The 15,112-nt window shown below is 34.3% G+C and carries 11 protein-coding genes; 7 read left to right on the top strand and 4 right to left on the bottom strand.

Annotated features, from left to right (window positions below; genetic code table 11):
- Positions 1-21: 21 nt before the first annotated feature.
- Both AC1EUU_RS02585 and AC1EUU_RS02580 read right to left on the bottom strand, forming a co-directional pair.
- Positions 22-3,336: a T9SS type B sorting domain-containing protein gene (locus AC1EUU_RS02585; RefSeq protein WP_480199817.1), complete on the bottom strand. Its 3,315-nt coding sequence runs from the start codon at positions 3,334-3,336 to the stop codon at positions 22-24.
- 129 nt (positions 3,337-3,465) lie between these two features.
- Complete coding sequence (locus AC1EUU_RS02580; protein ID WP_480200753.1) at positions 3,466-4,233, bottom strand: CDP-alcohol phosphatidyltransferase family protein; 768 nt, start codon at positions 4,231-4,233, stop codon at positions 3,466-3,468.
- Between the two features lie 146 nt (positions 4,234-4,379).
- On the opposite strand from AC1EUU_RS02580, the gene AC1EUU_RS02575 reads away from it, so the two are divergent.
- From AC1EUU_RS02575 to AC1EUU_RS02560, 4 genes are read left to right on the top strand one after another with little or no spacing between them, the layout of a single operon-like run.
- Positions 4,380-6,239, top strand: coding sequence for a DNA topoisomerase IV subunit B (locus AC1EUU_RS02575; RefSeq protein ID WP_480199816.1), 1,860 nt, complete (start codon positions 4,380-4,382; stop codon positions 6,237-6,239).
- Between the two features lie 48 nt (positions 6,240-6,287).
- On the top strand, positions 6,288-8,942 hold the full coding sequence (locus tag AC1EUU_RS02570) for a DNA gyrase/topoisomerase IV subunit A (protein ID WP_480199815.1): 2,655 nt from the start codon (positions 6,288-6,290) through the stop codon (positions 8,940-8,942).
- Between the two features lies 1 nt (position 8,943).
- A complete protein-coding gene (locus AC1EUU_RS02565; protein ID WP_480199814.1) occupies positions 8,944-9,795 on the top strand; it encodes a mechanosensitive ion channel family protein in 852 nt (283 codons plus the stop codon).
- 4 nt (positions 9,796-9,799) lie between these two features.
- The gene (locus AC1EUU_RS02560) at positions 9,800-10,678 is read left to right on the top strand and encodes a DUF1684 domain-containing protein (protein ID WP_480199813.1); all 879 of its coding nucleotides are present in this window, start codon (positions 9,800-9,802) and stop codon (positions 10,676-10,678) included.
- A 10-nt stretch (positions 10,679-10,688) separates the two neighbouring features.
- On the opposite strand, the gene AC1EUU_RS02555 is transcribed toward AC1EUU_RS02560, so the two are convergent.
- On the bottom strand, positions 10,689-11,267 hold the full coding sequence (locus AC1EUU_RS02555) for a non-canonical purine NTP diphosphatase (RefSeq protein ID WP_480199812.1): 579 nt from the start codon (positions 11,265-11,267) through the stop codon (positions 10,689-10,691).
- 142 nt (positions 11,268-11,409) lie between these two features.
- Here AC1EUU_RS02555 and AC1EUU_RS02550 point away from each other — a divergent pair, with 142 nt between their 5' ends.
- On the top strand, positions 11,410-12,402 hold the full coding sequence (locus AC1EUU_RS02550) for a hypothetical protein (protein WP_480199811.1): 993 nt from the start codon (positions 11,410-11,412) through the stop codon (positions 12,400-12,402).
- Between the two features lie 262 nt (positions 12,403-12,664).
- Positions 12,665-13,768, top strand: a complete 1,104-nt coding sequence (locus tag AC1EUU_RS02545; protein WP_480199810.1) for a tetratricopeptide repeat protein — start codon at positions 12,665-12,667, stop codon at positions 13,766-13,768.
- Between the two features lie 6 nt (positions 13,769-13,774).
- Here the strand turns inward: AC1EUU_RS02545 and mscL are convergent, their stop codons facing one another.
- Positions 13,775-14,224 (bottom strand): large conductance mechanosensitive channel protein MscL, encoded by a 450-nt coding sequence (gene mscL / locus AC1EUU_RS02540; protein ID WP_480199809.1) that lies wholly within the window; start codon positions 14,222-14,224, stop codon positions 13,775-13,777.
- Between the two features lie 109 nt (positions 14,225-14,333).
- Here mscL and ppgK point away from each other — a divergent pair, with 109 nt between their 5' ends.
- Positions 14,334-15,107, top strand: coding sequence for a polyphosphate--glucose phosphotransferase (gene ppgK, locus AC1EUU_RS02535; RefSeq protein WP_480199808.1), 774 nt, complete (start codon positions 14,334-14,336; stop codon positions 15,105-15,107).
- Positions 15,108-15,112 lie beyond the last annotated feature (5 nt).

Genomic DNA, 15,112 nt, shown 5'->3' with positions numbered 1-15,112 from the left:
GGTTTGTAGGGCTTTAGTTGATTAACGGTATAGCGTCACATTTCCTTTAAATTCTCTATCATCTGTTGGCTCATTTAAACGGACAATATACCAGTAGTCACCAGAGGGCAATTCTTTTCCTTTATAGAAACCATCCCAACCTTTTGATTCATCATTTCCTTGATACGTAGCAAGTAAACGTTGGTATCTATCAAAAACCTGAACACTGATATTTGGATATAGTTCAATGTTTCTTGGATACCATTGATCATTGGTACTATCATTATTTGGTGTAAAGAAGTTTGGTATTTCTATATCTTTAAATTCTACAACCTCTTCAACAATACACCCTCGTGTATCCCTTACATAAAAGGTGAAGAATCCTGCACTTGGCACTATAAATACATTGCTCGATACGAAATCTTCTTCTGTTACTTCAGGAGAAACGTTTTCTGATGGATTCTTAAGCATGGCATACTCATAATCCGGTGAACCGTTATTCGCTAATACAATATAATCACGTAAAGCAGCAGAGGCTGTATTTTGTTCAACCGTAAATGTTACCGGTATATAATCATCAATTACTATGTCTATAGGTGCAGCAGAACAACCAGTAGAGTTTTGCTGTACTGTAATTGTATGTGATCCTTGTGCCACATTTTCAAAAATTCCGGTGCTATTAGCTGAACCGCCATTTAATCTATAAGTAACATCATTTGCAAATTCAGAAGCTACCGTTGCGGTAATTGTGTTTACAGCTCCTTCACAAGAGAATCCTCCCGTAGCTTCAAATTGTAGGTCAATTTGCTCGTCAAGCGTAATCGATTCGGTGATTAAACAAGTATTTACACCTTTTACCTTGCGGATGGTAATTTGATAATCTCCTTTAGCTAAGCCCGCAAACGTTGGACTTGATTGATAATTAACACCGCCGTCAATACTATATGTTATGGTATTACCTGCATTATTTTGAGTAACATTAACGGTAACACTACCATCCGTACCTTGGTAACACAACACATCTTGTGTATCAACAGTGTATTCAATTTCTTCATCAAAATCTATCGTTGCTATAGTTGTAGTTGTACAACCGTTAGCGTCTCTTACTGTTATGGTATGATTTCCTTCTTGCGTAGTTTCAAAAATATTAGATGTTTGAAAAGCGCTGCCGTCCATGCTATATTCATATTCGTTGGTTCCTCCAGTAAATTGGGTTCCACCATTGCCAGAAACTTCTATTCTACCACTCAATAAGTTACCATTACATGGCATAATATTATCTAATACTACATTGCTTGCTGTTAATAAGGTTGGTTCTTGTACTTCAAAACTAAATGTATCAAAACACCCATCAGTATTGGTTACACGTACATTGTAAGTGCCAATATCTAGACCATTAAATGTATGTGTCTTAGCTGTAATTAAGCCCGTAGTTTCTAATGTATTACCCCCTTGTGATAATTCATAATTATATGTGGCGGCGTCATCGGTAACATTGATAGTTACACCTCCATCTGCGCTATCTTTACACAGATTATCAAACGGAGTAAAGTCTACATCTAAGCCAAGAACAGTAACAGTTCTTGTAGTAACTGTACAGCCTACCTTAGTTTGAGTACATGTATATACTCCAGGGCCGGTTACCGTTATAGTTTTTGAATTAGCAGCTAGAAGATTACCATCTTCATCTCTCCATTCATATATATTATAACCATCATCACCTGTAATGGTTAAGTTATTATTACAGAATTCTAAAACAGTATCAAATTGACAAGAACTTGTATCTACAAATAAATCCATAGAACCTGCATTTCCTAAACCACACCCATTAATTCCATTAAGACCAGGTTGACCAGAAATATTTGTTCCAGACGTTTCACCATCATAATAAGACTCCAAACTATTTTCTAAAACGTTGGTACACGCATCTGTATAATCAAAGCAATTGTTTGATGCCGTTACCTGATAGCGAATATTATATGAAGCATTATTAGGATCAGATTCTCTTACTAATAATGAATTATCTATATCAAAACGAATAACTCTTGTTGTAGAATTATAGTTCTGTGTTATTAATCCTGGTGCTAATGGGGCTCCATTTTCATCTAAAAACTCAAATGTTGTATCGTCTAAGGTTACATTTATTGGTAAAGTATTTAAAATATAGGCGTTTTGTGCATTATCTGTACCTATGTTCTGAAAGTTTAAATTATACCAAACAGTAGCTCCAAGAGGAACCGGTGAATTTAATGTAATCTGATTACCCAAATCATCTTCAACACTAGTTAAAACCTGAAGTACAGGTTCTATTATATTTACTGAAAAAGTATTTAAAAAAGTATAAATCCAGTCACCTCCAACATCATTTCTAACGCGTACAGTTGCTCCTGTTTCATTATTTCCTATTAATGCATTACCAGCATTTAAAGTAGTTAAGTCTAATAGTTTCTGATCCCATCCTAAGGTGTTTTCACTACTTAGATTTCTATCGTATACTATAGAGCCGTTATCGGTAATTCTACTATTAAAGAAATTATCTACCGGGTTGGCTGCATCATATAGATCGGTAAAAGTGGCATTGTTATCTGCTCTAAATTGCATTCTGTCTCCTTGCCATCCATAATCTCCTTCTAAGGCGGCAACACCAACTTTACCCTCAACGGGTCCAGATGGTGGTGTTACAAAACCAGAATAACTGAAAGAAACAACCTCATTTGGTGCTTGATTAACAGCAGAAAAACCATCAAAAGTAGAGATGTACTTTCGTGGTTCATTCGGATCTTCATAAACGATCACTAAAGACCAACCTGCCGAAGAACTGGTTCCGGTGGTGGTACTAATATTTGCAACGAAATATTCCCCAGAAGGGTTTCCTGAAGTATTCATCAGGCTCGTTACATCTTTATAATAAATTCTATCTAAGTCTTCTCTTGCTGCTGCATTCGTAATATCAGCAACTATATCTTGATAGGCTCCCCCAGGAATTCTAAATTTTACCGTATTTGGTGCCGGTGCCGCCGGAGCTGCAACGGCTCCCCAGTATAATCCAGCATACACTACTCGGTTACAAGCATTTGTTGTAAACGTAGCGCTACTCGAATTAAACGTACTAGCATCGTTATCAATATCAACGTGCACCATATCAATAAAATTATTTTGAGTGGTGCCGTTATATGGACTTTCTGTAGGGTGCCCTAAAATGGAGTTACCAATAATGGTTAATTCACCATTAATACCGGTACTCTCATATCTTTTTTCAAATGGAACTGTAGTTTGTGAATAAATTAAACTTGAGTTGAGTAAAAATAATGCAACAAGTAGAATCTTTACTCTCGTAAATGAGGCTTGCTTTGGCATAATAAATGTTTAGCGATTACTAACTCTTAACGTAAAAACGAACCAATTTATTACCTACTTGCCGGTTATTGCACTAAAAATTAATGCCAAAGTCTTGCATAAAGCTGAAGTTCAGCCTTTTAAATCTTATTATTTCTTCTGATTGAATAATGAAAATAGCACATAAAGCACTATGATAACAGGAATAGCTACAAACTTGAGAATCGTTAGAAGAATTAACGATAACACCAAAAATATACTTTGTATTAGATTTTTATTAAAAGAGAAATCTTTGAACTTTAAAGAAAAAAGAGGCAGCCCAATATTCATTAAAATTGCCAACGCTATTGTTGAAATAATCAAAAAATATGTGTTGCTTATTAATTCAATGGCCATTTCTTGTTCTCCATAGGCAATAATTAGCGGTAGTGAAATTACAAAGAGCGCCATTGCCGGTGTAGGTAAACCAATAAATGATGTAGTTTGTCTTGTGTCTATATTAAACTTTGCGAGTCTATACGCAGCGGCTAGTGTTAAGAGTAATCCTAAAAAAGGAAGTAAATCAAGGGGTCTAAAATTAAGCCCAATCCAATTTACCGTTTCATGACTTGGAGTATAGGAACTTTCAAAAATTCCAAATCCAGACCAATGACCTATGGCCCTTCTAATTAACTGAAGCATAACAATACCCGGAACTACGCCAGATGTGATCATATCTGCTAATGAGTCAAGCTGTACTCCTAAGTCACTCTGAACCTTTAAAAGCCTGGCCGCAAAGCCATCGAAAAAATCAAAAAATATGCCTAATAAAACAAAGAATGCTGCTTCAATTAAATGATCTGTCGCTGCAAAAAGAACTGCTATTACCCCAGCTAGTAAGTTTAACAAGGTAATAATATTTGGTATATGCTTTTTGATATGAATTCGGTTTTAGTTGGGATAAATTTAAATAAATTAATCGTATTTAAGATTCTTAATTTTGCTGTTGATAAATTATCGGTAATCCATTTCAAATTGTTATATGAAATAGTATTTTAGCAAATCCGCATAATTTACGATGATAAATGGCTAAACAAACTACTTATACTGAAGAAAATATACGATCGCTTGATTGGAAAGAACATATCAGAATGCGTCCTGGTATGTATATCGGTAAGCTGGGTGATGGTTCATCACCTGACGATGGTATTTACATTTTAATCAAAGAGGTAATAGACAACGCCATTGACGAATTTGTAATGGGCGCCGGTAAAACCATTGAAATTTCTGTAAAAGATAAAACCGTATCTATTAGGGATTACGGACGAGGAATTCCATTAGGTAAAGTAGTAGATGTAGTCTCTAAAATGAATACGGGCGGTAAATATGATTCAAGGGCTTTTAAAAAATCTGTTGGATTAAATGGAGTTGGTACTAAAGCCGTAAACGCCTTATCTACGTACTTTAGAGTGCAGTCTGTTCGTGAAGAAAAAACAAATATAGCTGAGTTTGAAAAAGGTGAATTAACCACAAATGAAGGCCCTCAGCCCTCTTCTCTTCGTAAAGGAACGAAAGTTAGTTTTGTTCCAGATGAGACCATATTCCATAATTACAAATTCAGAAACGAGTACATCATAAAAATGGTGAAGAACTATGTGTACTTGAATCCAGGACTCACTATTATCTTTAATGGAGAAAAATACATCTCTGAAAATGGTTTAAAAGACTTACTCGAAGAGAATATTAGTGAAAGCGATATGCTGTATCCTATTATTCATCTTAAAGGGGATGATATTGAATTAGCTATTACACATAGTAAAACACAATATAGTGAAGAATATCATTCTTTTGTAAATGGCCAACATACTACCCAAGGCGGAACACATCAAAATGCTTTTAGAGAAGGAGTTGTAAAGACTGTTCGTGATTTCTTTGGAAAAAATTATGAAGCCGCAGATATCAGAAAATCAATTGTTTCTGCAGTTTCAATTAAAGTAATGGAGCCGGTTTTTGAAAGTCAAACGAAAACAAAATTAGGCTCAACAGAAATGGGTGGTGGCTTACCAACGGTTCGTACTTTTGTGAATGATTTTATTAAAAAGTATTTAGATAATTACTTACACAAAAATCCTGAAGCCGCAGAAGCACTTCAGCGTAAAATCTTACAAGCTGAGCGCGAACGTAAAGACCTTTCAGGCATTCGTAAGTTAGCAAGAGAACGTGCTAAAAAAGCAAGTTTACACAACAAAAAGCTACGCGACTGCCGTGTTCATCTTAATGATATGAAAAAAGACAATCGTCTTGATAGTACTTTGTTCATTACCGAAGGGGATTCTGCAAGTGGTTCGATCACTAAATCACGTAATGTGAATACGCAAGCCGTATTTAGCTTACGCGGAAAGCCTTTGAATTCTTTTGGTATGTCTAAAAAGATAGTTTACGAAAATGAAGAATTTAACCTTTTGCAGGCTGCATTAAACATTGAAGATGGCATCGAAAACTTACGCTATAACAATATAGTAATTGCCACTGATGCCGACGTAGATGGTATGCACATTCGGTTATTATTAATTACTTTTTTCTTACAGTTCTTCCCAGAATTAATTAAAGAAGGGCATTTATACATCCTAGAAACGCCACTTTTTAGAGTAAGAGACAAAAAAGACACACATTACTGCTATTCTGAAGAAGAAAAGCAAAAAGCTATTAAAAAGCTAAGAGGTAAACCAGAAATAACCCGATTTAAAGGTCTTGGAGAGATATCTCCTAACGAATTTGCATACTTCATAGGCGAAGACATGCGCTTAGATCCGGTAATGCTTGATCGTGAAATGTCTATTGAACAGTTATTAACCTTTTATATGGGTAAAAACACACCCGACAGGCAGAAATTTATTATAGACAACCTTAAAGTAGAGCTTGATTTAGTAGAAGAAGCTCAATAATTTTGAAAAACACAAACTAAGAAATAAAGAGAGGACAACCCAAAATCTATGCAAGACGATAACAATCAAGAAGAGCATTTAGAATCTAACGAAGAAATAAATCACGAAGAAACCCCATCTCAAGAAGAAACAATTACCCGGGTTACTGGCATGTATAAAGACTGGTTTCTGGATTATGCTTCTTATGTGATCTTAGAGCGTGCTGTACCCGCTATCGATGATGGTTTTAAGCCTGTACAGCGTCGTATTATGCAGTCAATGAAAGACTTAGATGATGGTCGCTATAATAAAGTGGCAAACCTGGTAGGTCATACCATGCAATACCATCCTCATGGTGATGCAAGTATTGCTGATGCTATGGTGCAATTAGGCCAAAAAGAATTGCTCATAGACATGCAAGGTAACTGGGGGAATATTTTAACTGGTGATCGTGCTGCCGCTTCTCGTTATATTGAAGCACGTTTATCAAAATTCGCATTAGAAGTTGTTTTTAACCCAAAAACTACAGAATGGCAAGCATCTTATGATGGTAGAAAAAAGGAACCTGTTGACCTTCCGGTAAAGTTCCCTCTATTATTGGCGCAAGGTGCCGAAGGTATTGCAGTAGGGCTCTCCACCAAAATTCTACCTCATAATTTCAACGAACTCATCGATGCTTCCATTAAGTACCTAAAAGGGCGTAGTTTTAAGATTGTCCCCGACTTCCTTACCGGAGGAATTGCTGACTTCACTAATTATAATGATGGTAAAAGAGGAGGCAAAGTTAGAGTGCGTTCTAAAATTTCTCAATTAGATAAGAAAACATTAGTTATCAATGAAGTACCGTATGGTACTACAACCTCTTCTTTAATAGACTCTGTGCTTAAAGCGAATGATAAAGGAAAGATAAAAATTAAGCGTATTGAAGATAATACAGCAGCAGAAGTAGAGATTCTCGTACATCTTCCGTCTGGAGTTTCACCAGACAAAACCATCGACGCCTTATACGCATTTACTAATTGTGAGCAATCTATTTCACCGTTATGCTGTGTCATTGAAGATAATAAACCAATTTTTATAGGTGTTAGTGAAGTTTTAAAGCGATCAACAGATCATACGGTAGATTTATTAAAGCAAGAGCTAGAAATACAGCTAAAAGAGCTAGAAGAACAATGGCACTTCGCATCGCTAGAGCGTATTTTCATAGAAAATAGAATCTATAGAGATATTGAAGAAGAAGAAACCTGGGAAGGCGTGCTATCTGCTATTGCTAAAGGATTAAAACCACACACCAAGCACCTTAAAAGAGCAGTTACTGAAGAAGATATTATTCGCTTAACCGAGATAAGAATTAAGAAAATTTCGAAATTCGATATCGATAAAGCAAAACAGCACATAGAGGCGCTTGAAGAAAAGATCGCCGAGGTTAAAGATAACCTAGCAAACCTAATCGATTATGCTATTGATTACTTTAAAAACCTAAAATCTAAGTATGGTAAAGGAAAAGAACGTAAAACGGAGATTAGAATTTTTGAAGACATTGTAGCGAGTAAGGTTGCCATGAAAAATGCAAAGCTTTATGTAAATCGTGAAGAAGGTTTTGTAGGTACCTCATTGCGCAGAGACGAATTTGTGGCTGATTGTTCTGATATAGACAATATTATCGTATTTAGAAATGACGGTAAAATGATAATTACCAAATTAGACTCTAAAACCTTTGTTGGTAAAGGAATTATACACGTAGCCGTATTTAAGAAGAGCGACAAACGCACCGTGTACAATATGATCTATCGTGATGGAAGATCGGGCCCAACCTATATGAAGCGCTTTTCAGTTACTTCTATCACTCGAGATAAAGAGTATGACCTAACTGCAGGCAATAAGCTCTCTAAGGTCTTGTATTTTTCAGCAAATCCAAATGGTGAGGCAGAAGTAGTTACAATACATCTTAGAGCCGTAGGAAGCATAAAAAAATTAAAATGGGATATCGATTTTGCCGATCTCGCCATAAAAGGAAGAGGCAGTAGAGGAAACACCGTTACAAAATACTCTGTAAAACGTATCGAACTTAAAGAAAAAGGTATTTCAACGCTAAAACCGCGAAAAATATGGTTTGATGACACCGTACAAAGATTAAATGTAGACGATCGAGGTGAGTTATTAGGTGAATTTACAGCCGAAGACCGATTGCTAATCATCACACAATCTGGAATTGTTAAAACCATTCGACCTGAATTAACCACTCATTTTGATGATGATATGATTGTCTTAGAAAAATGGATTCCGAATAAACCCATTTCAGCAGTTCATTTTGATGGTGATAAACAACGCTATTTTGTAAAGCGTTTTATGATAGATAATCCTAATAAAGAAGAGAAATTTATTACAGATCACGCTAAATCGCAGTTAGAAATTGTAGCTACCGATTTTAGACCTATAGCCGAAGTAATCTTTTCAAAACGCAGTTTAGAATCGATACAATTAAATTTTGAAGAATTTATTTCAATAAAAGGAATTAAAGCCATTGGTAATCAATTGACTACAGAAAAAATAAAACAGGTAAATTTATTAGAATCTTTACCTTATGAATCTCCACAAGAAGAAGAGATAGAAGTAGTTGATGAAGAACAAGTTGATTCGAAAGAAAGCACTTCTTCCGAAGAAAAAAAGACGAAAAAGAAGCCTGAAGAAGATGATGATGAAGGACAAATAGCACTATTCTAAGATGAACTTATTTGGTTATGAACTTCCGTTAAACTCTTTCTTAAATGTACTCATTTATTGTTTTATAGTATTATTTATAGGTTGGCTTATATCCAGATTATTACGGTTTCTATTAGTAGCTTACATCAATAGAATTAAGTTAAGCGAGCAATATAGCATTACACGTTTAAAGTTCATTAAGAATTCTATTACTTTCATAGTTGTACTTATTACTTTTTCGTTTATCATTTATTCGGTTCCGCAATTTAAGAGTAGAGCCACGCTCATTTTCTCTGGTGCCGGTATTTTAGCTGCTATTATTGGTTTTGCTGCACAAGCAGCGGTTTCTAATCTTATTGCTGGTGTCTTTATTGTAATTTTTAAACCCTTTCGTGTTGGCGATTTTATCAAATTAGATGATTCTCGAGTTGGTATTGTTAATGATATCACATTACGTCATACGGTAATTAATACTTTTGATAACAAGCGATTAATCATACCTAACTCCGTTATAAGTACCGAGTCCATTTTTAACAACTCTATAGATGATGAATATGTATTGAGTTTTAATAATTTTATTATCGGACTCAATTCAGATATTGATAAGGCCATAGAGATTATTCGTGAAGAGGCTTTAAAGCTCGATTATATTATTGATAATCGCACACCCGAACAGGTAATGGAAAATGAACATCAAATTAAAGTACGCGTAAAAGATATGAACGAAGTTGGTATTTATCTACGAGCTTTTGTTTGGGTAAGTGAGCCCTGGGATGAATTTCGTGTGAAATCAGACTTGCTGCAGGCTGTTCATAAGCGCTTTAAAGAAGAAGGTATCGAATTACCTATACCGATACGAAAAATTATTAAATAAGACAATGAAGTTTATTGCTTACACGCTGTTATTATTCACTTTCATTCATTGTACTAAGAAAAGTACCTTAAGTGAAACGTATTTAGCTCAATTAGAATCTTATAGAGCCGAAAAAATGGATAGTAGAAAGCAAGGATACCTTCAGTTAGTAGCACTCAGTGAATTAAACGATTCCATGAATACTTTTGGCAAGCACAAAGGGAATAATTTATTATTACAAATAGAAAGCCTGCCAGATACTATTGGAGTTTTTACTTATCTAGATACTGTTCTTAATTTTAAAGCGAATTCAGCTATAGATGTAAAAATCAATTCTGACTCCTTAATAAGCGCTATTGACTTGGTTTTTGATGAATATGGCAATTCTCAACAACTAACCTATGATCGTTTAAAATGGCAAATCATCACCCGTGCTGCCGATAAACACTTTTTAAGAGTTTGGGACACTAAAAGCCCTGAGATAGAAGCTTTTAAAGGCTTTGTGCACTTTAAGCCTAACGAAGATTTTATTTTTGATGCACAATTTACCTACTACGATACTATTAAAGCCGAAGCTGTAAAATCGCAATTGGGTGTAAAAGCGACTACAAGGTTTATAGGTCAAGTTAGTTTTAACTATCAAGGTCAAAATCACACTCTAGACGTAGGAAATAACGGATTTTTAATGGTTGCAGACGCTACAAATGATGAAGAAACCTATGGCGGCGGTCGTTATGTTTATTTAGATTTACCCGAAAGAGATGGTGGTGTACTACTTGATTTTAATAAGCTATACAATCCACCTTGCTCATTTAATGATTATACAACTTGCTTATACCCGCCCAGGCAAAATCAGTTACCGTTTAAAATTACGGCGGGTGAAACGATTAAACGAATAGAATAAATAAGCTGCCTTAAGCTAGACTATTAAAGAATGTGATTAATTGCTCCACTGCTCTACCGCGATGACTTATTGCGCTTTTTTCTTCCATTGACATTTCTGCGAACGATTGATTAAAACCTTCGGGTTGAAAAACAGGATCATAACCAAACCCTTGGCCTCCACGTTTATTAAATAAAATCTCCCCTTTACAGATACCTTCGAAAAGATGTTGTTCTCCGTTTAAATTTAAGGCAATTACTGTTTTAAATTGCGCACTTCTATCGGCTTTATTTTTAAGGTTTTTTAATAGTTTTTGTGTGTTAGCTTCAGAATCATGGTACACACCGGCATATCTGGCAGAATATACACCTGGAGCTCCGTTTAGTGCGGTGACTTCTAAACCTGTGTCATCTGCAAAGCAATTAAATCCATAAATTTTGGTTACATGATTTGCTTTTATCTGGGCATTCCCGGCTAAAGTAGTGGCTGTTTCTGGTATATCTTCTACACAACCAATATCGGTTAAGCTTAATAACTGAATATGTTTTGGCACCAAAGCTTGAACTTCCTTCAGCTTATGCTCGTTATGTGTAGCAAAAATAATTTTCATTGAGCTAAAGTACTAAAACTGAAAAAAGGGGAAAAACCCCTTTAATTTTATTAAATAAAAAAACGAACTTCGCTATCGGTAGATATAAATAATTAAAACGAATTTATATCCTTAATTCGTTATGGGCAGTTAAAAGAAAAATATGGCAATTGAGAAAATATATGAACAATCCGAATTTGAAGGACTTGCGTCTAATTTATTACAACAAAAGGCGCAGGAAATCAAGCAACGTTTTGACCAAAGGAGAAATTTTTACCACACTTTGAGAAATAATCAAATTGATTTTGATAAATGGATTTTACTTAATAAAGAACTAACTGAATTTGACAAAACTAAATTTCCAAATTGGAATAATCAGTGGAATAATATTTACAGAAGTCCTAATGTAAACAATTACACGAACTATTTTAATAATGGAATTGAACTATTTAAATCTTTTGAAGATGATTTGGATATACAAAACTTCAGACCTGTAATTCATCATTCGGATGGTATTGAAGAATTAAAATCTGAACTTCTTGAGAAAATAGATTCGGATATGGTAACAATAAAGAATTCAATTATTGAAAGTGTTAATGAGGGAATTCAGAATGTTGTTAACCTGAAAGCTGAACTTGGTCTCTCAAAAAATTTTGCTGATAACCTTGGAAAAGATAGAAAAACTGCAAACATTACTAGCTTTGCGTTTTTAGGTGCATTTATTCTTTCATTAATAATTATTGGACTTTGGGTGGTATACTCTTACGACTTAAAGGTTATGAGCGAATTAAGTTTATATGAAAAAATTGCTGTTAAAGTAGGTGTTGCAATCCCTTTAGGTTTTCTTTCTTATTTCTTCTTTTCTCAATTTAAAATTTACCAACTTATCCATTTGAAATATTCTCATTTAAGTAATTTCCTTGGTGGTGGAGCAACATACATTTCTCAACTCATAGGACAAGACACTGAATCAAGAAAAACTACTAACCAAAAGCTTGCATCAATGTTTATGGAGATTGATGACTTAATGAATACGATAAAAAAACAGAAACATCCAAGTGACACTACAGTTGAAAATGGGAATAAAGCAATTACTTCAGTAATGAATAAATTGTCTGATATTTCCAAAAATATTAAAGAAATTAAAAGCCCATAGCAATGGTTATAAGCAATTGCTTGTTCTCGCCTACTTCTGAAAATCCTCGCAGATTTTCAGTTTGTCGTGTACTTGTTAAGTTAAGTGCTAAACCATGCAACCACTCATAGCCGAGGCCGATAGCGAAACATCAAAGCCAGTCTTTTCACTTTTTTTGTTGATAAAAAAGAGAAAAACACCCTTAAAAAACAGGAAATACCCTCTTGATTTTAAATAAAAAAATAAAGATCATTACATTCTAGAAAACTAGAATCTAAGTATCATGAGTTTTAAAGTAAAGAAAGTAATACTTATAACCTTTCTGTTTCTTTCAACTTTATTGGTTTATTCAAGAGCTGAACCAGAAGAAGCTAGCATAACAATTGGCATAAAAACCAATATACCGCAAAGTGAACAATTAAGACTCTTACAATTAGTTTGCGAAGAAAACCATTTTAAACTTATTAAAGACATTGATTCTATTCAACAGATTTTCCCATTGACTGTATTGAAGAATGACACTACTTTAATTAAAGTTGATTTTCTAATTCAAAGTGTCAACAAATTAAGTAATGGAGAAATAAGGGTTAGTATATTACAGTCAGGGCAATCATCTTCACATACTATAAAAGCCAAAAGTAATGAAGAGCTAGAATTAAAATTCTTACATAAAATTGATAATTATTCCTTTAATAGCAATGACACTCAACTATCTTATAATGAAATACTAAAAAAGTACACCGATGATTACTCCATTGCTAGAGCATTGCTTAAAACAAATCACTTAGATTCTTCAATTGTATACTTAAGAAAGTCTATTAATGAAAATAAACGGGTTGATGCTTCTTATTATTTACTTTACTTATGCTATGATGCTCTTGGTAAAAATGAAAAATCTCTTAATGCATTAAAAAAAGCAATTGAATATAATAGTCAAAAAGGAAGCTATCAGATAGCCTTAGGAAATCATTATTTAAATAATGATAAGGTATATGATGCTATAGCAATCTATAAAAATCAATTGGACCAATATCGATATAAAGATCTCGCACATTGGAATTTATATGTTTCCTATAAAATGCTAAAAAATGACTCATTAGCTTATATACATCTTCACAAAATCACCTCTCAATCAAAGTATTATTATAGGGCACAATCAATTATTGAACAGGATAACAATAGAAAAGTCATAAAAAAACGTAAATATAATAATCTAACCTTATGGGTTAGGATCTTTGCAATAGGTGTTGTAATTTTTATGGTGATTCGATTATGGAAACGTTTGCGAAGTGGTTCCAAAATCGAAAATCAAAAATTCGAAATAATCATGTTGGTAATGGGTGCACTTATTGCATTAGCCATTGACTTTATAAAAGAAATACTTTAGTTAAAATCAACTTTTTATATTAGATCTAATTAGTGCATTCTGTTCCTCTAATAACGTATTCATTTTTGACAGCAGCTCTATGTCCTTTGGTGTAGCTACGGTTTCGTCTTTAGTATCTTGTGCTTTATTACGAAGCCTATTCATAGCCTTTACTACAATGAAAATGGTTAAACCAACAATCAAAAAATCTAAAAAAGCTTCCGCTAAAGCGCCATAGGCAATTGCAACTTCTTCTTGCACCATCGCGCCCGAAGCATCTAAATTCCCCTCCCGAAGTATTATTTTTCTATTCTCCAAGCTAAGTCCGTTAGATAATAATGAAAGTGGTGGCATTAAAACCTGTTTTACCAATACATCAATTACAGTATTAAATGCAGCGCCAATAATAATACCTATGGCCATATCCATCATATTTCCTTTTACCGCAAACTCTTTAAACTCTTGTAAAAATTTCATTCTATATTCTATTTTATACTTATGTTAACAAAAATAACATAAGTGAGCAGATGATAAATTTGAATTTTTTAAAAATAATCGCATTTTGCGTCAAATTAAAGCGTTGTAGATGGAAATTTTAGGGATAGATGTGGGTGGTTCTGGTATTAAAGGAGCCATTGTAGATACTGAAACTGGTGAGCTATTAAGTGAAAAGCATAGAATCCCTACACCCAAAGGTGCGAAACCGAATGCTGTAGCCGATGTGATTAAACAATTAGTAGATCATTTTAATTGGGATGGCAAAGTTGGATGCGGTTTTCCGGCAATTATCTTTCATGGCGTGGCACGTACAGCCGGAAATATTGATGAATCTTGGATAGGCACCGATGTTAAGAAATTACTTGAATCAAAAACTGCTTTAGATTTTACGGTGCTTAATGATGCCGATGCAGCGGCCATCGCATCAATGCATTTTGGTGCCGGTAAAGGAAACATGGGCTTCGTTTTAATGATTACCATTGGTACCGGGTTAGGGTCTGGCGCTTTTTATAACGGACATTTAATTCCTAATTTTGAATTAGGCCGTTTCCCTTATAAAAAGTATAAAAAAATAGAACACTTTGCGGCAGATTCGGCACGCAAGCGCGATGAGATCTCTCTAGAACAGTGGGCAATACGCTTTAATAAATTTTTAAAAATTATTGAGCAAATACTCACACCAGATCTTATTATACTTGGAGGTGGAGCATCTAAAAAATTCGATAGATTCAAAGACTTAATATCCATAGACACTAAAGTTGTTCCGGCGACATATCAAAATAATGCGGGTATTGTAGGTGCTGCTTTAGGTGTGGTTGAAGAAAAATACCATCAGAAAAAAATTAAAGAGAGTACTCAATAATTTTA

This window comes from Maritimimonas sp. 2205BS37-2 (genome assembly GCF_056591755.1).
Note: the sequence above shows the minus strand (reverse complement) of the source record. Positions and strands in the feature narration are given on the sequence as shown.

Bases quoted from the DNA above. Each gene is read 5' to 3' on its own strand.
- AC1EUU_RS02565 (WP_480199814.1), top strand. From the start codon at position 8,944: ATGAACTTATTTGGTTATGAACTTCCGTTAAACTCTTTCTTAAATGTA.
- AC1EUU_RS02555 (WP_480199812.1), bottom strand. From the start codon at position 11,267: ATGAAAATTATTTTTGCTACACATAACGAGCATAAGCTGAAGGAAGTT.
- AC1EUU_RS02570 (WP_480199815.1), top strand. From the start codon at position 6,288: ATGCAAGACGATAACAATCAAGAAGAGCATTTAGAATCTAACGAAGAA.
- AC1EUU_RS02550 (WP_480199811.1), top strand. From the start codon at position 11,410: ATGGCAATTGAGAAAATATATGAACAATCCGAATTTGAAGGACTTGCG.
- AC1EUU_RS02545 (WP_480199810.1), top strand. From the start codon at position 12,665: ATGAGTTTTAAAGTAAAGAAAGTAATACTTATAACCTTTCTGTTTCTT.
- ppgK (WP_480199808.1), top strand. From the start codon at position 14,334: ATGGAAATTTTAGGGATAGATGTGGGTGGTTCTGGTATTAAAGGAGCC.
- AC1EUU_RS02585 (WP_480199817.1), bottom strand. From the start codon at position 3,336: ATGCCAAAGCAAGCCTCATTTACGAGAGTAAAGATTCTACTTGTTGCA.
- AC1EUU_RS02575 (WP_480199816.1), top strand. From the start codon at position 4,380: ATGGCTAAACAAACTACTTATACTGAAGAAAATATACGATCGCTTGAT.
- AC1EUU_RS02560 (WP_480199813.1), top strand. From the start codon at position 9,800: ATGAAGTTTATTGCTTACACGCTGTTATTATTCACTTTCATTCATTGT.
- mscL (WP_480199809.1), bottom strand. From the start codon at position 14,224: ATGAAATTTTTACAAGAGTTTAAAGAGTTTGCGGTAAAAGGAAATATG.